The 21,614-nt window shown below is 71.1% G+C and carries 12 protein-coding genes; 4 read left to right on the top strand and 8 right to left on the bottom strand.

Features of this window, described 5'->3' with window-relative positions:
* Positions 1-390 precede the first annotated feature (390 nt).
* The 4 genes from ACFYYF_RS09035 to ACFYYF_RS09020 all read left to right on the top strand — a co-directional run bounded on the left by ACFYYF_RS09035 (position 391) and on the right by ACFYYF_RS09020 (position 7,212).
* Positions 391-1,071: a spermidine synthase gene (locus ACFYYF_RS09035; protein WP_388772856.1), complete on the top strand. Its 681-nt coding sequence runs from the start codon at positions 391-393 to the stop codon at positions 1,069-1,071.
* A 113-nt stretch (positions 1,072-1,184) separates the two neighbouring features.
* Complete coding sequence (locus ACFYYF_RS09030; RefSeq protein WP_037620929.1) at positions 1,185-1,922, top strand: response regulator transcription factor; 738 nt, start codon at positions 1,185-1,187, stop codon at positions 1,920-1,922.
* 62 nt (positions 1,923-1,984) lie between these two features.
* Positions 1,985-3,121: a HAMP domain-containing sensor histidine kinase gene (locus ACFYYF_RS09025; RefSeq protein ID WP_361683433.1), complete on the top strand. Its 1,137-nt coding sequence runs from the start codon at positions 1,985-1,987 to the stop codon at positions 3,119-3,121.
* A gap of 281 nt (positions 3,122-3,402) precedes the next feature.
* Positions 3,403-7,212: a multifunctional oxoglutarate decarboxylase/oxoglutarate dehydrogenase thiamine pyrophosphate-binding subunit/dihydrolipoyllysine-residue succinyltransferase subunit gene (locus ACFYYF_RS09020; RefSeq protein ID WP_388772851.1), complete on the top strand. Its 3,810-nt coding sequence runs from the start codon at positions 3,403-3,405 to the stop codon at positions 7,210-7,212.
* Between the two features lie 145 nt (positions 7,213-7,357).
* Here the strand turns inward: ACFYYF_RS09020 and fxsT (ACFYYF_RS09015) are convergent, their stop codons facing one another.
* The 8 genes from fxsT (ACFYYF_RS09015) to ACFYYF_RS08980 form a co-directional block, all read right to left on the bottom strand.
* Positions 7,358-10,825 (bottom strand): FxSxx-COOH system tetratricopeptide repeat protein, encoded by a 3,468-nt coding sequence (gene fxsT / locus ACFYYF_RS09015; RefSeq protein ID WP_388772848.1) that lies wholly within the window; start codon positions 10,823-10,825, stop codon positions 7,358-7,360.
* Positions 10,822-12,129, bottom strand: coding sequence for a CHAT domain-containing protein (locus ACFYYF_RS09010; protein WP_388772845.1), 1,308 nt, complete (start codon positions 12,127-12,129; stop codon positions 10,822-10,824). Before ACFYYF_RS09010 ends, fxsT (ACFYYF_RS09015) begins: the two co-directional genes overlap by 4 nt.
* Positions 12,119-13,897, bottom strand: a complete 1,779-nt coding sequence (locus tag ACFYYF_RS09005) for a magnesium chelatase (protein WP_388772843.1) — start codon at positions 13,895-13,897, stop codon at positions 12,119-12,121. Before ACFYYF_RS09005 ends, ACFYYF_RS09010 begins: the two co-directional genes overlap by 11 nt.
* 9 nt (positions 13,898-13,906) lie before the next feature.
* The gene (locus tag ACFYYF_RS09000; protein ID WP_388772840.1) at positions 13,907-14,866 is read right to left on the bottom strand and encodes an AAA family ATPase; all 960 of its coding nucleotides are present in this window, start codon (positions 14,864-14,866) and stop codon (positions 13,907-13,909) included.
* The gene (locus tag ACFYYF_RS08995) at positions 14,863-15,201 is read right to left on the bottom strand and encodes a CU044_2847 family protein (protein WP_388772838.1); all 339 of its coding nucleotides are present in this window, start codon (positions 15,199-15,201) and stop codon (positions 14,863-14,865) included. Before ACFYYF_RS08995 ends, ACFYYF_RS09000 begins: the two co-directional genes overlap by 4 nt.
* A 162-nt stretch (positions 15,202-15,363) precedes the next feature.
* Entirely contained in the window at positions 15,364-18,378 is a 3,015-nt protein-coding gene (gene fxsT, locus ACFYYF_RS08990; protein ID WP_388772835.1) for an FxSxx-COOH system tetratricopeptide repeat protein, read from the bottom strand.
* Positions 18,379-18,651: 273 nt separating this feature from the next.
* Positions 18,652-20,220, bottom strand: a complete 1,569-nt coding sequence (locus tag ACFYYF_RS08985) for an aKG-HExxH-type peptide beta-hydroxylase (RefSeq protein ID WP_388773005.1) — start codon at positions 20,218-20,220, stop codon at positions 18,652-18,654.
* On the bottom strand, positions 20,220-21,425 hold the full coding sequence (locus ACFYYF_RS08980) for an FxsB family cyclophane-forming radical SAM/SPASM peptide maturase (RefSeq protein ID WP_388773002.1): 1,206 nt from the start codon (positions 21,423-21,425) through the stop codon (positions 20,220-20,222). Before ACFYYF_RS08980 ends, ACFYYF_RS08985 begins: the two co-directional genes overlap by 1 nt.
* Between the last annotated feature and the right edge of the window lie 189 nt (positions 21,426-21,614).

Genomic DNA, 21,614 nt, shown 5'->3' with positions numbered 1-21,614 from the left:
CCCGCGACCATCTCCGAGCCGTGACCATCTCCGGCCCGCAACCACCTCCGAGCCGTGACGACACCGGGGAAGGGGGGCAGCAGTCGGCTCCCGAGTCCCGGGCGCGACCGCGGGCCCGTGACGGACTCCGGGCCGCGGTGGACTCCGGGCGGCGGCGGACTCCGGGCTGCGGCGGACTCGGGACCGCGACGCCCTCCGGCCCGCAAGGCAAGCACCCTCCGGCCGGTGACCACTTCCAGCCCCCATGACTCCGACCACCTCGGGCCCGTGACGGCCTCCGGCCCGGGGGTGCGTCAACCTTGGGTGAAGCGTCGTCACCCCGGGGGCCGAGGGAGCTGTCCTGCGGGAATTCCCGCGACCCGTACAGGTGAAAATGCCAGGATGGCGGCCATGACCGCCCCCTCGTACGAGACTCCCGAAGTCCTCGACCGCCGCCAGGGCCCGTACGGCGAGGTCGTCCTGCGGCGTCACGGCGACCTGCTGCAGATCATCGCCAACGGGTGCTTCCTGATGGACACCTCCGACGGGCGCTCCGAGCGGCTGCTCATGGACGCCGCGTACGACGCCCTGGACGGGCGCCCGGAGCCGAGCGTGCTGATCGGCGGGCTCGGCGTCGGGTTCTCACTGGCGCACGCCGCGGCCGACCGGCGCTGGGGGCGCATCAGTGTTGTCGAGCGCGAACGGGCGATCATCGACTGGCACCGGGCCGGGCCCCTCGCCTCGCTCTCGGCCCCGGCGCTCGCCGACCCGCGCACGGAGATCGTCGAGAGGGACCTCGTCGACTACGTCAATGAGATCTCCAACACGTTCGACGCCCTGTGCCTCGACATCGACAACGGGCCCGGCTGGACGGTCACCGAGGGCAACGCGGGCCTGTACGGGGCGTCCGGACTGGCAAGCTGCGCAAGGGCGTTGAGGCCGGGCGGCGTCCTCGCGGTGTGGTCGGCGCAGCCCTCTCCGGAATTTGAAGGAACCTTGCGGAATGCCGGATTCCGACAGGTCCGTACCGAAGTAATCCCCGTTGCCCGGGGCGTTCCCGACGTGGTGCATCTCGCGGTGAGGCCTGGATAGCCGAGCCGTACCCACTGCCCGTACCCTGCTTGCCTGACGCGGATCATTCAAGCGTCAAGCGCAGTCATGGGATCACCCCACGGATTCCGGAAAGCACACTTCAGGGGCGGGCGATGGAGCAGACACACACCTCCCAGAACGGCACGGCGGCGACCCCGGGCGCTCAGCGCCGGGTTTTGGTCGTCGAGGACGACCCCACGATCGTCGACGCCATCGCGGCCCGTCTGCGAGCCGAGGGATTCCTCGTGCAAACCGCGGGTGACGGCCCTGCCGCCGTCGACACCGCCGAGGCTTGGCAGCCCGATCTGCTGATCCTCGACATCATGCTGCCCGGCTTCGACGGTCTGGAGGTCTGCCGGCGCGTGCAGGCCGCCCGCCCGGTGCCGGTGCTCATGCTCACCGCGCGCGACGACGAGACCGACATGCTGGTCGGGCTCGGAGTCGGCGCCGACGACTACATGACGAAGCCGTTCTCGATGCGCGAGCTGGCCGCCCGGGTGCACGTCCTGCTCCGCAGGGTCGAGCGCGCGGTCGTCGCGGCCTCCACCCCGCGCAGCGGCATCCTGCGGCTCGGCGAGCTGGAGATCGACCACGCGCAGCGCCGGGTGCGGGTCCGCAGCGAGGACGTGCACCTCACCCCGACCGAGTTCGACCTGCTGGTCTGCCTCGCCAACACCCCGCGTGCCGTACTCTCGCGCGAGCAGCTGCTCGCCGAGGTGTGGGACTGGGCGGACGCCTCCGGTACCCGGACCGTCGACAGTCACATCAAGGCGCTGCGCCGCAAGATCGGTGCCGAGCGGATCCGTACGGTGCACGGTGTCGGCTACGCACTGGAGACCCCGACTCCCTGAGCCGGGACTCCGTAGGTACGTCGGAACCCGTGCGAGCGGGACCTGCGTGAGGGGCTGATGTGATGAGCGGACTCGGAGAGCGGGGACGCGGGCTCGGCGAGCGCGCGTCCGCGGAGCGCAGGAGCTCGGGGTGGGGCGAGGTGCGGCCCTTCTCGATCAAGACCAAGCTGGGCGCGCTGGTCGTCATCTCCGTGCTCATCACCACCGGTCTGTCGATGATCGCGGTGCACACCAAGACCGAGCTCCGCTTCATCACGGTCTTCTCGATGATCGCCACGCTGCTGATCACCCAGTTCGTGGCGCACTCGCTCACCGCGCCGCTGGACGAGATGAACGCGGTGGCCCGGTCGATCTGGCACGGCGACTACACCCGCCGGGTGCGGGACGACCGGCGGGACGAGCTCGGCGACCTGGCCCAGACGATCAACCTCATGGCCGACGAGCTGGAGGCCCAGGACCGTCAGCGCAAGGAGCTCGTGGCGAATGTCTCGCACGAGCTGCGTACCCCCATCGCGGGGCTGCGGGCCGTCCTGGAGAACGTCGTGGACGGTGTCTCGGAGGCCGATCCCGAGACGATGCGCACCGCGCTGAAGCAGACGGAGCGCCTCGGTCGGCTGGTGGAGACGCTTCTCGACCTGTCGCGGCTGGACAACGGCGTCGTACCGCTGCGCAGGCGGCGCTTCGAGGTGTGGCCGTATCTGTCCGGGGTGCTGAAGGAGGCCAACATGGTGGCCTCCGCGCGCGCGGACCTCACCTCGGGCTCCGGCGGCGGCCACACGCGCACGGACGTCCATCTGCACCTCGACGTGTCCCCGCCCGAGCTGACCGCGCACGCGGACCCGGAGCGGATCCACCAGGTCGTGGCGAATCTCATCGACAACGCGGTCAAGCACAGTCCGCCGCACGGCCGGGTGACGGTGCGGGCCCGGCGCGGCGACCTTCCCGAGTCGCTGGCCCTTGAGGTCCTGGACGAGGGGCCCGGCATCCCGAAGTCGGAGTGGCACCGCGTCTTCGAGCGCTTCAACCGCGGCGGGGTGCCCGCGCCGCACGGTCCGGGCAGCGACGGCGGTACGGGACTGGGGCTCGCGATCGCCCGCTGGGCGGTGGATCTGCACGGCGGACGCATAGGTGTGGCCGAATCTCAGCGGGGATGCCGCATCCAGGTCATCCTTCCGGGCCTCCCTTCTCTGCCAAGTTGACGTAGAGTCCGAACCGGAGCCACAAGATCCACCGCTGTCGCCCGGTGCGTACACGTGTGATCAGGCACAGGGCCGCGTGAAGCACGCCGCGACCCGTGGTCGACGTACCCATTCTGAACCGGAACCTCGCTTGTTTCCCGCCATTTCCATGGGCGAAACACGGATTCCGATGTGACTTACGCGACGTTGGACGGGCCCGGCCTGACCTTCTCGGCCAGGGAGGCGTAGCCTTTATTCCCGCTGTCCATCACCTTGCGAAGCGGAAGAGGGCGGTTAGCGCCGTGTCGCCACAGTCCCCCAGTAACTCGAGTGTCTCGACCGATGACCAAGCCGCCGGGAAGAACCCCGCGGCCGCCTTCGGTGCCAACGAGTGGCTCGTCGACGAGATCTATCAGCAGTACCTCCAGGACCCGAATTCGGTAGACCGAGCCTGGTGGGACTTCTTCGCCGATTACAAGCCGGGGGCGCCCGCCGCCTCGGCTCCGGCGGGTACTGCGGCCGCGGGGGCCGCAGGGACCACCACCACGGCCGCTCCGGCCGCTCCGGCGGCTCCCGTGCCGCCCGCGGCGCGCCAGGCTCCTCCCCAGGCCCCGGCCGCGCCCGCGCCCGCTCCGGCCGCCGCTCCCGCGGCTCCGAAGCCCGCCGCCGCAGCGCCGGCTCCCGTGAAGGCCGCTCCGGCCGCCGCCGCGAAGCCGAAGGCCGCTCCGGCCGCCGAGGCGCCCGAGGGCCCCGAGTACGTCACCCTGCGCGGTCCCGCCGGTGCCGTCGCGAAGAACATGAACGCCTCGCTGGAGGTGCCCACGGCCACGTCCGTGCGCGCGGTCCCGGTGAAGCTGCTCTTCGACAACCGCATCGTCATCAACAACCACCTGAAGCGCGCCCGGGGCGGGAAGATCTCCTTCACCCACCTCATCGGGTACGCGATGGTGCAGGCCATCAAGGCCATGCCGTCGATGAACTGGCACTACGCGGAGAAGGACGGGAAGCCCACCCTCGTCAAGCCCGCGCACGTCAACTTCGGCCTCGCCATCGACCTGGTGAAGCCCAACGGCGACCGCCAGCTCGTCGTCGCGGGCATCAAGAAGGCCGAGACGCTGAACTTCTTCGAGTTCTGGCAGGCCTACGAGGACATCGTCCGCCGCGCCCGTGACGGCAAGCTGACGATGGACGACTTCACCGGGGTCACGGTCTCCCTGACCAACCCCGGCGGCCTCGGCACCGTCCACTCGGTCCCGCGTCTGATGCCCGGACAGTCGGTCATCATGGGCGTCGGCTCCATGGACTACCCGGCGGAGTTCCAGGGCACCTCCCAGGACACCCTGAACAAGCTCGGCATCGCGAAGGTCATGACGCTCACGTCGACCTACGACCACCGGGTCATCCAGGGCGCCGCCTCCGGCGAGTTCCTGCGCATCGTCGCGAACTACCTGCTCGGCGAGACCGGCTTCTACGACGAGATCTTCGAGGCGCTGCGGATCCCCTACGAGCCGGTCCGCTGGCTCAAGGACATCGACGCCAGCCACGACGACGACGTCACCAAGGCCGCCCGCGTCTTCGAGCTGATCCACTCCTACCGGGTCCGCGGCCACGTCATGGCCGACACCGACCCGCTGGAGTACAAGCAGCGCAAGCACCCCGACCTGGACATCACCGAGCACGGCCTCACGCTCTGGGACCTGGAGCGCGAGTTCGCCGTCGGCGGCTTCGCGGGCAAGTCCCTGATGAAGCTGCGCGACATCCTCGGCGTCCTGCGCGACTCGTACTGCCGCACCACCGGCATCGAGTTCATGCACATCCAGGACCCGAAGCAGCGCAAGTGGATCCAGGACCGCATCGAGCGTCCGCACACCAAGCCGGAGCGCGAGGAGCAGCTGCGCATCCTGCGCCGGCTGAACTCCGCCGAGGCGTTCGAGACCTTCCTGCAGACGAAGTACGTCGGCCAGAAGCGCTTCTCCCTGGAGGGCGGCGAGTCCGTCATCCCGCTCCTGGACGCCGTCATCGACAGCGCCGCGGAGTCCCGCCTGGACGAGGTCGTCATCGGCATGGCCCACCGCGGCCGCCTGAACGTCCTCGCGAACATCGTCGGCAAGTCGTACGCGCAGATCTTCCGCGAGTTCGAGGGCAACCTCGACCCGAAGTCGATGCACGGCTCCGGCGACGTGAAGTACCACCTGGGCGCCCAGGGCACCTTCACGGGCCTCGACGGCGAGCAGATCAAGGTCTCGCTGGCCGCCAACCCGTCCCACCTGGAGACGGTCGACCCGGTCATCGAGGGCATCGTCCGCGCCAAGCAGGACATCATCAACAAGGGCGGCACGGACTTCACCGTCCTGCCCGTCGCCCTGCACGGCGACGCGGCCTTCGCCGGCCAGGGTGTGGTCGCCGAGACGCTCAACATGTCGCAGCTGCGCGGCTACCGCACGGGCGGCACGGTCCACATCGTCATCAACAACCAGGTCGGCTTCACCGCCGCGCCGGAGTCGTCGCGCTCCTCCATGTACGCCACCGACGTGGCCCGCATGATCGAGGCGCCGATCTTCCACGTGAACGGTGACGACCCCGAGGCCGTCGTCCGTGTCGCGCGCCTGGCCTTCGAGTTCCGTCAGGCGTTCAACAAGGACGTCGTGATCGACCTCATCTGCTACCGCCGCCGCGGGCACAACGAGTCCGACAACCCGGCGTTCACGCAGCCGCTGATGTACGACCTGATCGACAAGAAGCGCTCGGTGCGCAAGCTCTACACCGAGTCCCTGATCGGCCGCGGCGACATCACCCTCGAAGAGGCCGAGCAGGCGCTCCAGGACTTCCAGGGCCAGCTCGAGAAGGTCTTCACCGAGGTCCGCGAGGCCGTCGCGCAGGCGCCCGAGGCCCACGTCCCGGACGTCCAGGCCGAGTTCCCGGTCGCCGTGTCCACCGCGGTCTCCCAGGAGATCGTGAAGCGGATCGCCGAGTCCCAGGTCAACATCCCCGACAACGTCACCGTGCACCCGCGGCTGCTCCCGCAGCTCCAGCGCCGCGCGGCGATGATCGAGGACGGCACGATCGACTGGGGCATGGGCGAGACCCTCGCCATCGGTTCGCTGCTCCTGGAGGGCACGCCGGTCCGGCTGTCCGGCCAGGACTCGCGCCGCGGCACCTTCGGCCAGCGCCACGCGGTGCTGATCGACCGGGTCAACGGCGAGGACTACACCCCGCTGCAGTACCTCTCGGACGAGCAGGCCCGCCTCAACGTCTACGACTCGCTGCTCTCCGAGTACGCGGTCATGGGCTTCGAGTACGGCTACTCGCTGGCCCGCCCGGACGCGCTCGTGATGTGGGAGGCGCAGTTCGGCGACTTCGTCAACGGCGCGCAGACGGTCGTCGACGAGTACATCTCGGCCGCCGAGCAGAAGTGGGGCCAGACGTCCGGCGTCACCCTGCTCCTGCCGCACGGCTACGAGGGCCAGGGCCCGGACCACTCCTCGGCCCGCATCGAGCGCTTCCTCCAGCTGTGCGCCCAGAACAACATGACGGTCGCCCAGCCGACGTCCCCGGCGAACTACTTCCACCTCCTGCGGTGGCAGGTGCACAACCCGCACCACAAGCCGCTGGTGGTCTTCACCCCGAAGTCGATGCTTCGCCTCAAGGCCGCGGCCTCGAAGGCGGAGGAGTTCACGTCGGGCCAGTTCCGCCCGGTCATCGGCGACGACTCGGTCGACGCGGCCGCCGTGCGCAAGGTCGTGTTCTGCGCCGGCAAGCTGTACTACGACCTGGAGGCCGAGCGGCAGAAGCGCGGCTCCACGGACACGGCGATCATCCGCATCGAGCGCCTGTACCCGCTCCCGGGTGCCGAGCTCCAGGCGGAGATCGCCAAGTACCCGAACGCCGAGAAGTACCTGTGGGCCCAGGAGGAGCCGGCGAACCAGGGTGCCTGGCCGTTCATCGCGCTCAACCTGATCGACCACCTGGACCTCGCGGTCGGCGCGGACGTCCCGGGCGCCGAGCGCCTGCGCCGCATCTCGCGTCCGCACTCCTCCTCCCCCGCCGTCGGTTCCGCGAAGCGGCACCAGGCGGAGCAGGAGCAGCTGGTGCGTGAGGTGTACGAGGCGTAGGCCTCCGGCACGACAGCATGAAGGGGCCTGGCCCCGAGCCCATGCGGGCTCGGGGCCAGGCCCCTTCGCGCTGGGCGGTACCCGAGACCCGCCCCCGCTTCTCCAGGAAGCCGGACGTCCGCCGTGTACGACGGCTCGGCCGTGTTCAGGTCGTCAGGGGCTCGAAGTCCCAGTACGGACGTTCGCGGGACCGCGCGGCGCGCGTGCGGGGATGGCCGGGGCCCAGTGTCGCCGCCAGATCGTCGAGGGCCCGCGCCTCCAGCCGGTCGGCCTCGGTGCGGTGGCCGGTGGTCCGCAGATCGGCGCAGAGGGCGACACGCGCGGCGAGCGTCAAGGGGTGCGCGGATCCGAGGACTTCGCCCCGCTCGGCCCTGGACAGAGTGTCCCGGCTCATCACGAGTGCCGTCTCGTGATCACCGGTGAGGGCTGCGGAAGCGGCGGCGTTGAGAGCGCAGCCGAGCGCCCAGGGATGGCCCGGTCCGACGGCTCGTGCCATGACGGCCGACGCTCGGCCCGCCAGTACGGCGGACTCCTCCCGTTCGCCGGCCGCGCGCAGGACCAGGGCCAGGTTGGTCTGAGCCCCGGCGACGTACGGGTGTGCCGCGTCGAGCATGCTTTCGTAGCGGGCGACGACGGATTCCATGGTCGTGCGGGCCCCGGCGAGGTCACCGTGCTCGCGCGCGAAGCAGCCGTGGGCGGTGGCGAGGATCAGACTCAGTGGGTCGTCCTCCCCGAGGACCCACTCGCCGCGTGCGCTCAGGGACGCGAACAGGGAACCGGCCTGCGCGAACTCCCCCGCCCGATCGTGGCACATGGCCAGATTGTGCTCGGCGTGCAGCGTCTGCGGGTGATCGCGACCCATCTGTGCGCGGTGCCGTTCCACGCAACGCCGCTGAGCGAGGAGTGCCTCCCGTTCACGGCCCAGCAGGCGCAGGTCGATGGCGCAGGACGTCTCCGAGAGGAGGGTCCAGGGGTGTCCCGTGCCAAGGGTCTGGTAGCGGGCGTGCAGGGTGCTCCGGTCGCTGTCCAGCGCGCCCCCGTATGCGCCGAGCAGGCGAAGCGAGACGGCCAGGTTGTTCCGCGCCGCCAGAACGTCCGGATGGTTCTCGTCCGCGAGGAACTCCTCGTGGGCGTCGCAGACCTCCCGGGACAGCGCGTACGCCTCTTCGTAGCGTCCCAGGGCCCGTAGGTCCGCGGCCAGACCGGCCACGGCGCGCAGATACAGCCGCGGGTCCTCGCCACGGTCCCGGGCACCCCGGTGGCGCTCGGCGGCGGAACGGCTCACGGCCTCGCTGTGCCGGTAGTCGCCCACGGCACGCAGCAGATTCGCGTAGTGGTGGCTCAGGTCCCAGAGGCGCGGATGGTCCTCACCGAGCAGGGACTGCCAAGCCGGGACCGCCTGTTCAGCGAGGTGAAGACCTGTGCCGTACTCGCCCGAGAGATACAGGTGGCGCAGGCAGTCGACGACGAGATCCTGTACGGCGGGATCGATGTCGTGCAGCGAGTCGGCGTATTCCAGGTGAGGGACGATCTCGGCGTAGACCGGCCACGCCTCCGGATCCCCCGGGCGACCCGGGGCTGCTGCGGCGAGCGAGGCGCGAGCGGCGGCGGCGAACCGTTCCGCGGTGTCCACCGGCATGTCCTGACGAACCATCTGGTGCACCATCCGGTGCAGGTACAGAACCGTCTCCCCGGACTCCAGCCGGGCCACGGAGTACTGCGACAGCTTCCGGACGGTCCTGTCCCACAGGTCCTGGTCGCTCACCAGTCCGGCCAGTTCCGTCGGCCGCGCACGCTCCGGCACGCCGCGCAGAAGGCGAACGGGTACGGAGCCGGGCGAGAAGAACGCGCACAGGCGCAGCAGGTCGACGGACTCGGGGACGGTCTCGCGGAGTCGGTCGAGCAGGATCGCGCCGGCCGGGCGGAGAGCGACCGGGAAGTCCGTGGAGGCGGCGAGGAGGTCGCGGTGGGCGCCGCGCTCCAGCAGGGCCATGTACTCCTGGACCGGCAGGTCCGAGTCGTTCAGCCAGCCGGCGGTCTGGTCGAGCAGGAGGGGCAGATCCTCAAGCGCCTCCGCGAGTCGGTACGCCTCGTCCGGGGTGACCCGGGGTGCGCGACGCCGGATGAAGTCGACGGACTCACCGCGTTCGTAGAGCGGAACGTCCAGCAGTTCGACGCCCTGCTGCGCCCAGGCGGAGTTTCGGGTGGTGATCAGGACATGGCCCGTTCCGGTCGGCACCAGATCGGTCACGCCGTTCACCTCGTCGGCGCTGTCCAGGACGAGCAGCCAGCGGTCGTACGGCACGCCACGGCGCAGCGCCTGCTGGACCGCGCGGATGCGCTCGCCGTACCCCTGGCCCGTCGTCAGCCCCAACGCCGTTGCGAGTTGGGCGAGTTGCTCACGGAGCGTGCCGAGCTGGTCGGCGGTCGCCCACCACACCACGTCGTACTCGGAGCCGAATCGGTAGATGTACTCGGCGGCCAGCTGTGTCTTTCCGACCCCCGACATGCCGCGGAGCGCCACCGCACCGGACTCCGTGCCCCGGAGCCGCTCCGCCACGCTGTTGAGCAGCGCGTCGCGGCCGGTGAAGTCGGTGTTGCGCCGCGGCACACCGCCCCACACCGCCGGGCCGTCGGACGGGAAGCGGGGACCCGGCCTGCCGGCTTCTTCGGGGAGCGGTGAGGTCGGCAGGCCCAGCCGCTCCAGCAGGAGCCGTTCGGCATCCTGCGCCCCGCCGCGCGACAGGTCGAGGGGTTCGAGGGCGGCAACCGCCGACGGCAGGGACGCCGTCGTGACCACGACGGCCACGAAACGGTCGGCGTTCGGGAGAACGACCTCCCGCAGGGCCCTGTTCCAGTCGTCGGTGCTCCGCAGGCCCACTTGGAAGTACGCGTCGTGAAGGACCAGGAGCACGGGTCCCGGGGCCGGGAGGTACTCGCGCAGTGCGTCGGCCGTGGACATGGCGTCCGGTGGATCCCAGCGGTGCAAGGTGACCGTCCGGCCGCGCCGCTCCAGCCGGTCCGCGATCCACACGGCCCAGTCCCGGTTGAAGCCCGTGTGGCTGATGGTGACGGTGGGGTGGCCGGTGCCCGTGATGACCGGGGCGGACCTGACGGCGGCGTCCGATGGCTCGGTGTCGCGGGCCGGTGCCGGGCGCCGGTGGGGAGACGGCCCGGCCGCACGGGCCCGTACGACGTCCGCGAGCTGGGCCGCCGGAGCACGCCCGGGCTCCCGCTCCCAGATCTCCGCACGCAGTTCGGCCTTGCGGATGGGTACGCCCCACTGGTTGCTGACCGTCAGCCACAGTGCGGCGGAGCCGGGCAGCGAACCCGTGGAGACGCGGAAGGCGGCCGGCCCATAGGTGCCTCCGAACCTGTGCAGGACCACGCTGGGGTCGTCCAGCGCCGTACAGACGAAATGCGGGGAGCCGTCGAGAGCGACGGTGAAGGTGAACTCCTCGTCGGGGTAAGGCCATCCCGCCTCCCCCGAGGGCAGTGGTCCGCGGAGGTCGACCGTGACGAGGTAGTCGCGGTGGGTCTCGGCCCGTCGTGGCCAGGCGACGACGGGTTCGACAAGGAGGGGGAGCCCGTCGGAGGCGGGCAGGGAACTCATCGCGCTCCGCCTTTCCCGGCCTCCCGGGCCGTCAGTCGCAGCGTCGTCAGGGGGTGACCGTAGTAGTGGAACATGAAGGCGTACAGCAGCCGCAGGATTCGTTTCTGACCCACCTCGTCGACGAGGCCGTCGTCGTCTCGGATCGGCGGGATGACGGACGGCGGGCCGAAGACCTCGGCAGCGCGGGCTCTGAACGACAGCAGTGTGTGAGTGACGGGCCGGTGAGGATGCTCGGCGACCTGCTCGACGAGGTCGCGCACCAGCGAGCGGGCTTCCTTGTCACCCACCTGCCCCGACGTGACGATGCAGCCGCCGGCCCCCTTGCGCAGGAAGAGTTCGGCGAATCCGCGCAAGGCCTGTTCTCCTTGGGCGCTGTTGAGGACGGCCCGTCCGGAGTGACAGGCGTTGAGGCACACCAGCGACCGGTCCGCGCGCAGCGCGCCCATGGCCTGGCCGTTCAGCTCGGCCCAGGTGCGATTGCCGAGAGTGAGGCGTGGGACGGTCTCGCCGTAGGTGCCGTGGCAGCCCATGTAGACGAGTCCGGTGGGTTCGCCCGGAGTGTCGAGGGAATGGAGGAACGCGCTCATCCGGGCGTGGAGTTGGTGGGCGTACGGGTGGAAGACACGTCCGTCGTCGGCCATTTCGTGGTGAAGGTAGCCGAGTACGCGACCACGGCAGGCCATCGTCTCGCGCGGCAGGTCGTGCCCGCTGTCGTGCACGGTCGTCCACCGGGACATCACCACCTCCGCCCCCAGCCATGCCTCGCGGAGCCCCCGTGCGCGGTCCCCGGGCAGCAGGAAGAGCTCCCAGGGGAGTTCGTAGCCGGTGTCGTCCCAGACGAGGAGCCTCAGCGTGGCGCCGTGCCGGGCACGGACGCGGTTCAGCCAGTCGCCGAGTTCCGGTTGGTTGCGCGACCACAGATGGATGGCGTGCAGGACGTCGGCCGGGTATTCGCCGTCGCGGCGGATGTTGCCCAGTCCCGCTCCGGGGGCGTTGAGCCGTGGTGATTCGGCCCCGCCGCGCACGGTGAGGTCCCCGCACCAGCCGGACACCCGGTAGGCGTCGCGGCCCGCGCTGTCGTGGGCACGGACCACGTACAGCAAGGCGTCCCCGTCCTGGAGGTGCTGGTACGGATGAGCGACTGCGCCTCCGACACCGAACGCGGTCTCGCGCGGCTGCCGGAGGTTGCGCAGGGAAGCCGGGGCGCGGCGGGCCGCCTCCTTCAGACCGGGCAGGGACGCCCGGCGCACCATGGAGCCCGTACCGGACAGCCACCGGGCGCCATGCTGTGGATCAGTCCCCATGACCTGCCCGTCCCTCGACGACGGTGGCTCCGAGCTTCTCCGCCAAGGCGAACGGCAGGTCCCCGTAGGGCGATCGTGCCGCGTCGACGACCGCCACACGCAGTCGTCCGCGGTCCAGTGCGGCGAGGGGAGCCGCCGCGGCGAGACTGTCCTCGACGCCTTGGGCCGCAACGGGTCCGTGCAGACGTCCGGTATGGCTGGCCTGCAACGGCACGTTGCCGCGGCCGTCGGTCACCACGACCAGCCATGCCTCTGCCAGGGTGCTGCCCTGCAGGCGAAACGCCTGGCGCAGCACCCGATCGGCCTGCTCGATGCCGTGGGCGAGGGGCGTCGCGCGCCCCTTGGCCCGGTAGAGGGCGGCGAGCACCCGTGGGTCCAGTACGCCTCGCGCGGCGAACGACTCGGCACGCAGTTCGTTCGGCGCTTCGGCGCCACCGACCTCGATGACCTGAAGGGCGGCCCGCGTGGTGTAGGCCCACTGGAGGAAGGGGGTGAGGGCGTCCTGCCAGTCCCACTCGCCCCGGCACGTATGGTCGAGCAGAAGGGTGAGCAGATGTTCGGGGGCGGGCGCACGGACGTTGCTGTGCAGGTCGGCGGGAACGACGGTGAACTCCGTGTGCCCCCGGACCCGTTGGTACAGGGCGGCCTCCCGCACGGTCCGCACGAGCGCGAGGTCGCGCAGGTCTCTCGCGCGCCGGGTACCCACGACGGTTCCGCGCACCGCGGCGGGCCCGGAGCGCCGCTGCCACGGGTTGCGCAGCGGCGTGAACTCGCGCAGTGCCACCGCCTCGTCCTCCGGGTACGGTGTCCCGGCCGGGGCGCCCGGCGCCGCACCGACGCCCTGGGCCGCGCCGGGGGCCAGCAGTGGCGCCTCGTCCGCAGGTCGGGGGTTCTTCTCGCTTCGGGCTCCCCGGCGTGTGCCTTCGCCGGACGGCGGCAGCGGTGGGGACGGCGGAGGCAGGCGGGGTGTTTCGCCGTCGGCGCGGTCGGTGGCGGGCGGTGCTCCGGTGATGCGCAGCCCGATGAGCCGTGCCGCGTCGTCACAGTTCCGCGCCGTCACTTCGCCGTGTCCGCCCAGTGTGGCGAGGGCTCTCGCCAGCCGTGCGAGGGCAAGGCTACGACGTGGGCCGGCACCGGCGCCGAGGATCTCCTGTACGCGAGTGACCGCCTCGTCCGTGCTGAAGGCCGGCTTCTCCGGCATCGCCGACGTCATGCGGGGCCATTCGCCCGGAACCGTGCGCAGTCCCGGCACTGCGAGCCGAAGCGCGAATCGATCGAGGAGGTGCGGAGTGACCCGGCCTGCGTCCTCGGAGCGGCAGACCGCGAGCCACCGGGCCCGTGGTCTGTCATGGAGGCGTAGCCCCGGCTGCTCGACGCAGACGACGTCGGCGCCGACAAGCTGCACGGCTGCCCTCGTCCCGGCGAAGCTGAGGTGCGCGAGATCTGGCACGACAGCCAGGGGTGGCGGGCCCGTCTCGGTCATGAGGGGGCCGGGCGCGACGGAGAACGCGAAGCCGTCCCGCTGCCGTTCGAGGCGGGACGTGGTCCAAAGATCCTCCTCGCGAGTGGCCGCGCCGAGCGGGATACGGGCCGCGGGCCGGCCCGGTTCACCGAGGATCGCGGCGAAGAGCCCGGCGACGGGTCGGACCAGCCGGGGATCGAGGTCGAAGAGCAGCACGCCGGACAGAGCCGGGTCGAGGGCCGAGCACCGGAAGACGAGTTCGAGTCGTCGCACGTCGTCGAGCGGTTCGGCGGCCATGAGGGTCATCGGGCGCGTTCATCCGGCGTCGAAGAGATCTTTGATCCTGGCATCGTCGTCAGGCCCCCAGTCGAAGGTGCCGCCGTGTGCCGTCTCGGGGCGGCGATGGCGCAGGGCGAGTGGCAGGACGCGGAGCAGATGGTCCGGAGCGACACGATCGGAGCCTTCCAGGGCGGCAAGGGCGCGAGCGGCCTGGATCGCGACGATCTCACCGCGCTGTCCGACGGCGTCGAGGCGGCCGGCCGCCTCGGCGCACAGCCGCACGACCCGGTCGGGCACGTCGACGCGCGGAAGCCGCGACCGGGCGGCTTCGAGGCGGTCCCGCACCGCGGCGTTGTCCCGCTCGGCCTTCGCGAGCCACTCGGAGTTCTCCAGCGACCGCGCTTCCTCGAAGGCCAGGACCGTGCGGATCATGCGGTGCCGGGCGTCCGCGTCCAGATCCGTCGCCGTCACCATGAGACCGAAGCGGTCGAGGAGTTGTGGCCTCAGTCCGCCCTCTTCGGGGTTCATCGTGCCGACGAGACCGAAGGCGAGTGGCTTCTCCGTGGCCAGTCCCTCGCGCTGCACGGTCAGCACGCCCGTGGACACGACGTCCAGGATGATGTTGACGACGTGGTCGTCGAGGAGGTTCACCTCGTCGACGTAGAGGATGCCCTTGTCATGCGCTTCTTCCAGGAGCCCGGGCTGCTCCAGCGTCTCGCCGCGGATCAGCGCGTCGAGCCGCCAGCCCCCGACGACCCGGTCGTCGGTCGCGTTGATGGGCAGGGTGACCGGCAGCTCTCCATGAGCCATGAGCGCGAAGCCGCGGACGAGGGTCGACTTGGCCGTACCGCGAGGCCCGGCCATGAGTACGCCGCCGATGCGCGGCGCCACTTGGTTGAGCTCCAGGGCGAGTTTCAGTTCGTCCTGTTCGACGACACGGCTGTACGGAAGGATCGACCCGCGCCATCGGCTCGTCTCCGTCACCGCGGCGCTCACGAGGCGACCCCGGCCGCGCCCTCCGCCGTGTCCGCAGCTCCGGAGGTCTGCCATCGGAAGGTGATCTGCAACTGGGCCTCGGCCCCGCTCTTGACGAGGGCCGCCACTCCCGCGTCGACCTTGATCGAGAGCTGCATCTCGATCTCGTCGGGCCGCAGGCTCGCGTCGAGTTCCTCGAATCTCCTGACGGCCTGCGCCGCGCACCGGCGCGCGAGGTCCAGTCCGTCGCTGTAGGCGTCGCGGGCGACCTCGACCACCCGGTGGGCCGCTCCTCCCCTCGTGTCTTCGTCCCCGTAGACGAGGTCGAGACCTCCGGCGGCCGGTTCACTCTCCACTTCGACTGGAATGGGTCCATCCGCGCCCACCGGGACAGGCCCCACTAAGATCACCACGCGCCCCCCTGATTGAACTCTCGTGCAGTGCATGGCCGTTGAGAGAGAACTGGGTCATTCCCCGGCACACTGGCGGTTATGCGCACCGGGGCTCGGCATCGGCGGTCACGTCTCCTGTGGTTCGAAGTCCCAGAAGGGCCTGTTGCGGGAGCGGGCGGAGACGGTGTGGACGTGCTGGGCGCCAAGGGTGGCGGCCAGGTCGTCGAGGGCCGCCTGTTCGACCTTCTCCGCCTGCTGGCGGTCCCGCAGGCCGCGCAGGTCGGCCGCGAGCGCGATGCGGGCCGAGAGGGTCAGCGGATGGGTGCGGCCGAGAACCTCGATGGCGCGGGTGACCGTTTCCTGGGTGAGCGCGGCGGCCGACTCGGGGTCGCCGATGAGGTTGCGCAGGGCGGCGGCGTTGATGGCGCAGCCGAGCGTCCAAGGATGACGCTCTCCCAGGCTCGCCTTCATGTCGGCCAGTGCCTGCTCGATGACGACATGGGCTTGGTCCCGTTCGCCGACATTGCGCAGGACCAAGGCATGATTGGCACGGACCCCGGCGATGTAGGGGTGCCCCTCGGCGAGCATCACCTCGTATCGCGCGACGACGGCCTCACCGATCTCCCGCGCCTGGTCGATGTCGCCGTGCTCACGGGTGAAACAGCTGGTGGACGCGGCAAACCTCAGCGTTTGCGGGTCCGACTCGCCGAGGGCACGCTCGCAGCGCTCCAGCACCCGGGTGAGCAGGGTGCCCGCCGTCAGACGGTCCCCGGTGCGATACAGACACAGAGCGAGGTTGTGCTCGGCTTCAAGGGTCTGCGGAGCATCGGCGCCCATCACGCGACGGTACTCGCGCACGTTCTTGTCCTGGATGGACTCGGCCTCGGTATAGCGACCGAGCAGGCGGAGGTCTACGGCGTAGTGGAGTTCGGAGGACAACGTCCACGGATGCCGGGCCCGCAACAGCTGTCGGCGGGATTCCAGCGTCTGCCGGTCGATGTCCAATGCCGCTTCGTAGTGGCCGAGCAGCCGCAGGGACACCGCCAGGTTGTTCCGGGCACCCAGGGTGCGGGAGTCGGCGTCGCCCAGGAGGTCCTGGTAGGCCGTGAAGATCCACCGGGAGAGTTCCAGGGCCTCGTCGTAGCGGGCGAGGCCGCGCAGGTCGGCGGCGAGGCCGGTGGCGGCGCGCAGGTGTTCCAGGTCCTGGGGGCCGCGTTCCTCGCGCAGATGCTCGACGGCGGCGCGCTCGATGGCCTCGGTGTGCTGGTAGTCGCCGACTGCGCGCAGCAGGTTGGCGTAGTGGTGGGTCAGCTCGTAGACGCGCGGGTGTTTTTCGCCCAGCAGGGGCCGCCAGGCCTCCATGGCGCGTTCGCCGAGCCTGATGCCCGACTGGTATTCGCCCGAAATGTACATGTAGCGAAGGCAGTTGAAGACCAGCGTCTGCACCGCCGGGTCCTTGCTCTGCAGCACGTCCGCGTACTTCAGGTGCGGGACGATCTCCGCGTAGCCGGGCCACAGGCGGGTGTCCGTGGGGCGGCGGGGGTCGGCCGCGGCCAGGGCGCGGCGGACCACGTCGATGAACTCGCGGCGGTCCTCGTCGGGCATGTCCTTGTGGACGATCTGGTGGACCATGCGGTGCAGGTACAGGGACTCGCCGGAGGAGGCGGCCTCGTCGCCGGCTCCCGCCTCGTGGGACTCCAGGCGGACGACGGAGTACTGGCGGAGCTGGTTGATCGCCCTGTTCCAGAGCAGCGGGTCGTTGAGCAGGCCCGCGATCTGCTCCGGCAGTTGGTCGTGCGGCATCTCCTTCAAAAGGCGTACGGGGATGAAGCCCGGCGCGAAGAAGGTGCACAGGCGCAGCAGGTCGACGGACTCCGGGACGGTGTCGCGGAGTTTGTTCAGCAGTATCGACCAGGCGGTCTGGAAGGCGACCGGGAAGTCGGCGGAGATCTTGACGACGTCCTGGTCGATGCCGCCGTCGAGGAGGGCGATGTACTCCTGGACGGACAGGTCCGAGTCGTTGAGCCAGCCGGCCGTCTGGTCCAGCAGGAGGGGCAGGTCCTCCAGGGCTTCGGCGAGCTGGTCGGCCTCGGGTTCGGTCAGGCGGGGTGCGCGGCGGCGGATGAAGGCGACGGACTCGTCACGGGCGTAGACCGGCACCTCCAGGAGCTTGCTGTTGTGCTCGCTCCACTCGGGGTTGCGCGAGGTGATCAGCACGTGGCCGGGACCGGTGGGGACGAGGTCGTAGATCTGGTCTGGCTCGTCCGCGCCGTCCAGGATCAGCAGCCAGCGCGCGTACGGGTCGCCCCGGCGCAGCGAGTCCCGTACGGCACGCAGCCGTTCGCCGTACTCGGCACCGGTCGACAGGCCCAACTGCGGTGCGAGTTCGGCCAGTCGGCGCCGGTAGGTGACCCGCTTCTCGGCGTTGACCCACCAGACCACGTCGTACTCGGAGCCGAAGCGGTAGACATATTCAGCCGCAAGCTGGGTCTTGCCGACGCCGGACATGCCGTGCAGCGTGACCACGCCCGCGCCCGCCTCGGCGCCCTGGAGCAGGTGGTAGGCGTCGTTCAGGAGCGGCTCGCGGCCCGTGAAGCGCGTGTTGCGGCGCGGGACTCCGCCCCACACCTCGGGCATGGCGGCCGGGAACCGGGGGCCGCGCCGGACGCCCTCGACGGACTCGGGGAGAGGGTCGGAGGGCAGGTCGAGGCGTTCCAGGACGCGGCGCTCGGCTTCGTCGGACCCCATGTTGTTCAGGTCGGTCGCGCCGAGGACGGTGGTGGCCGTCGGCAGCGTGGCGTTGGTGACGGAGACGGCGGCGAAGCGGGACGGGTCGGGGGCGACGACCTCGCGCAGCGCGGCGTTCCACTCCTCGTGGGTGCGCGGGCCGAGCTGGAAGTACCACTCGCTGACGACGATCAGGATGCGGCCCTTGGCCAGCGTCAGGTCACGCAGGAGGTCGACGAGGGGCACCTCGGCCGGTGAGTCCCAGCGCTGGTACACGACTCGGTGTCCGCGCCGTTCCAGGCGGTCCCCGATCCAGGCCGCCCAGGCCCGGTTGAAACCGGCGAAGCTGATGGTGACGGTCTGCTTCGCGGGCCCCCTCTCGGCTGGCCCGACCGGTGTACGAGCTCCAGACATGCAGCGGCCTCCCCGCGCGTGATTTTAGAACCGCCGCGAGGGTCGGCGATAGGGCGCAGACGCACGCCGGTCGCTTGCTCCACGGTTCCTTCCCATACGTGTTCAGCGTCGATCTTGGCGCACGGACCCTCCCGCGTCCGGGAACCGACTTCTTTCGGCGAGGATGGCTCAATCGAGACGGGCCATGGCCTGATCGACCGGCGCGCGGGGCACGTACCGGGGTACCGACGCGACTCGGCCGGCCTCCGCCGCGCCCCCCTTGGGATGCGGGGTTCATTCGCCCGGTGCGTGGCGCCGGTTCCACAGTCCCCGGGCGGCCTGGACGTACGCCGTCGCGCGCGCCGCGTGTCCGCGGGGCGGCGGCTGCTCGGCGAGCCGTTCGTACACCTCGACCATGCGGTCGACGAACTGGCGTCCCCGCACGGTGAGATCACCCGATCCGACGAGCGCCGGCAGGACGGCCCCGACCTGTGCCTGACAGCGCGCGTGCTGCGCCCAGGCGGCGTCGCGGCGGGCGGGAAGCGTGGCGGCGAGCGCGCTGCGCTGGAAGAAGTCCGCGAGCGCGAGGTGGGAGTAGGCGCCCTGCAACAGGCCGTCGTACGGGCGGGGATCGGGGCGCCAGGGGGCGAAGTGACGTCGAGCCGGGCTCGCGTGATGGAGCGTCATCATGTCGCCGAGCGCGGCGAGTTTGGTGTGCTGGATCTCGTGGACGAGGGTGGCGGCGAACGCGGTCGCCGTCGCGGGCGCGCTGCTGAGGACCGCGCCGAAGGCCTCACGCCGGGTGCCGCTGCAGCTTCCGCCCGTGCCGCCCGGGACCGAGCCCGGTGGCGCGGCCAGCGGGACCAGGCAGCGCAACAGGGTCACCGACTCCGCGAGCCGGTGCTCGCCTCCCGTCGCGAGCGCCGCGGCGGTGCCCGACCAGGTGTGCAGCCAGTGCTTGCGGTCGGCCTCTTCGAGGGTGGCCGGGCCGCTCAGGGTGTCCGGGCGTGGTCCGCCCCGGGCGGTCCGGTACGGGTCGAGATCGTCCAGCGGTACCGCGGCGGAGCCCGGCACCAGCCCGGGCAGCGTGTACGCCGATGTCCAGGCGGCCGACTCCGACCAGGCGCCGGTACCGCTCTGCGGGCGGACGAGCACGTCCGCCTCGCCGCGCCGCCGGAGCGTCAGCAGCCCCCGCCGGTGCACGATGCTCACCTCGGTCTTCGAACCGGGACCGCCCGTATGCAGGGTGCCGAGCGAGGGCAGCGCCAAAACGCCGCCGTGGGCCGTCAGCCGCAGCGAATAGGACACCCCGGCACGGGCGGCGGCCGCGGCGGCGAGCGCCCCGAAGTGCGCCAGCGCGCGGGCCTGTTCACGGCCGTCCCGCCCGGGAGCCGATCCGGGTCCGAGCGCGCGCAGGGTGTCCCTGGCCCAGGGGCCGATGAAGGGGTGACGGAGGAGTGCCCGTACGGGAGCATCACGTTCCGGGTTAGCGGACACGGGCTGCGCCTCTGCCAGCTGTGCGGAGCCGGCGGGCTCCTGCGCTCCGTCCACCGAGGGTGAGGAACCGGCGAACCCGTACGATCCCTCGGCCACCGACGGGGGACCCTCTTCAGGCCGTTCCCGGGGATGGGGGTACCGCTCCAGCCGCTCGGCCTCCTCCAGCAGGGACCAGTCCTCGCGCAGCCGCTTCAGCGCGGCGGCGGGACAGAGGTCCGGAGCGGCCGACTCCGCCGCGTCGAGGACCGCGCGGAGCAGGAGCAGCCGTCTGGTGTGCTGGTCGCGGACGAGGAGCCCTAGGGTCTCGGGGCCGCCTTCGGTACGGCCGAGTTCGTCCACGGCCCGTTCCGGGACCGCGGGCAGGATCACGGGACATCTCCTTCGGAAGCGGCGGAAGCCGCGGGGGCAGGGGCGGGGGCGGTAACCCGTCCGCCGGACACGGCCGCGGTGGCCGCTTCCGGCACGGTGGCCGCTTCGGCAGGCGCGGCGGAGACGGCTCCCGCGAGCCTCCCGGCGACATGACGGATGAAGCGCTGGAGGTCGGCGCAGTACACGGACGGGTTGGCGAAGCCGTGGCCGGTCCGGTATCGATGCGCGTAGTGTCCGCCGCCGCACACCGAGAGCAGGGGACAGGCCCGGCAGACCGCGGCCAGCGAGGCGGCGCCCGCCTGCCTGGCCGCGACACCGGGGTGACGCAGGGCCTGGTCGAAAGGGTGCCGGAAGACGTCGAGGCCGGTCCTGGCCGCCCCCTCGTAACAGGACTTGAGGGAGTCGACCTGCTCGATGGAGCCGTCCGTCTCCACCACGACGGCGTCGAAGGGCGCGAGGCCGAGGGACTCGGTGGCTGCGGGCATCCCGAGGAGCAACGCGAGGCACTCCTCGAAGAGCCGCACGCGCGTCTCGCGCCGACCGGCCCGCCACCAGCGGTCGAAGACGGCGCACAGCCAGTCGCCGTAGGGAGTTCCCGGGCCCTGCCGGTGCGGTGGGGGCGCGGACCAGTTGCCGTGCGGGAGCAGCAGGTCGAGGGCCGGTGGCCGCAGCGCGAGCAGGGACTCGTACAGCTCGACCGGGTCCGTCGTGGGGTCGACGACGGTGAGGATCCCCGCGTACGCCTCCGGGTGGTGCTCGGCGATCAGCCGGGCGCCGCGCGCGGCGGCGGGCCAGGACGGGCGGCCGGCGTGGTCGGTGCGCAGCGTGTTGTGCTCGGGCAGACCGCCGTCCAGGCTGATGCCGACGCGGACGGAGTGCCGGGCCAGCGCGGCGAGCCGCCGTTCGGTGAGCAGGGTGGCGTTGGTCTGGACGGTGGCGTGCACGGTGCAGTCGTCCGGGACCCGGTCGCGTACGAGGCCGGTGAACCGGGTGAGGGTGTCCACTCCGGCGAGCAGGGGTTCGCCGCCGTGCAGGACCAGGGACAGATCCGTCAGGCCGTGGGCCGCGGCGTGTTCGCCGATCCTCCGCGCGGTCCGCTCCAGGACGCCGGGCGGGGCCGCGGCGGGGCGGGTGCGCCAGCTGTGGTCGGGGCCTTCGTACAGGTAGCAGTAGCGGCAGGCGAGGTTGCAGCGGCCGTGCATCTTCACGATGAACTGCCGGAAGGGAAAGGGTGGTTCGGTCGTGGGACCGTCCGGAGAGGACGGTACGGAGTGCGGCACGGTCACACCGGCCGGTACGGGCACCGGCAGGAGTGAGGGCACGGGTATCGGTGTCGGGGAGGTCGCCTCTGCAGACACTCCGGCACCCCCATGAAGTACAGCCGCACGATC

The sequence above is a fragment of the Streptomyces sp. NPDC001914 genome, assembly GCF_042891215.1.
Classification (GTDB): domain Bacteria; phylum Actinomycetota; class Actinomycetes; order Streptomycetales; family Streptomycetaceae; genus Streptomyces.
This window is presented reverse-complemented; position numbering and strand designations above follow the sequence as displayed.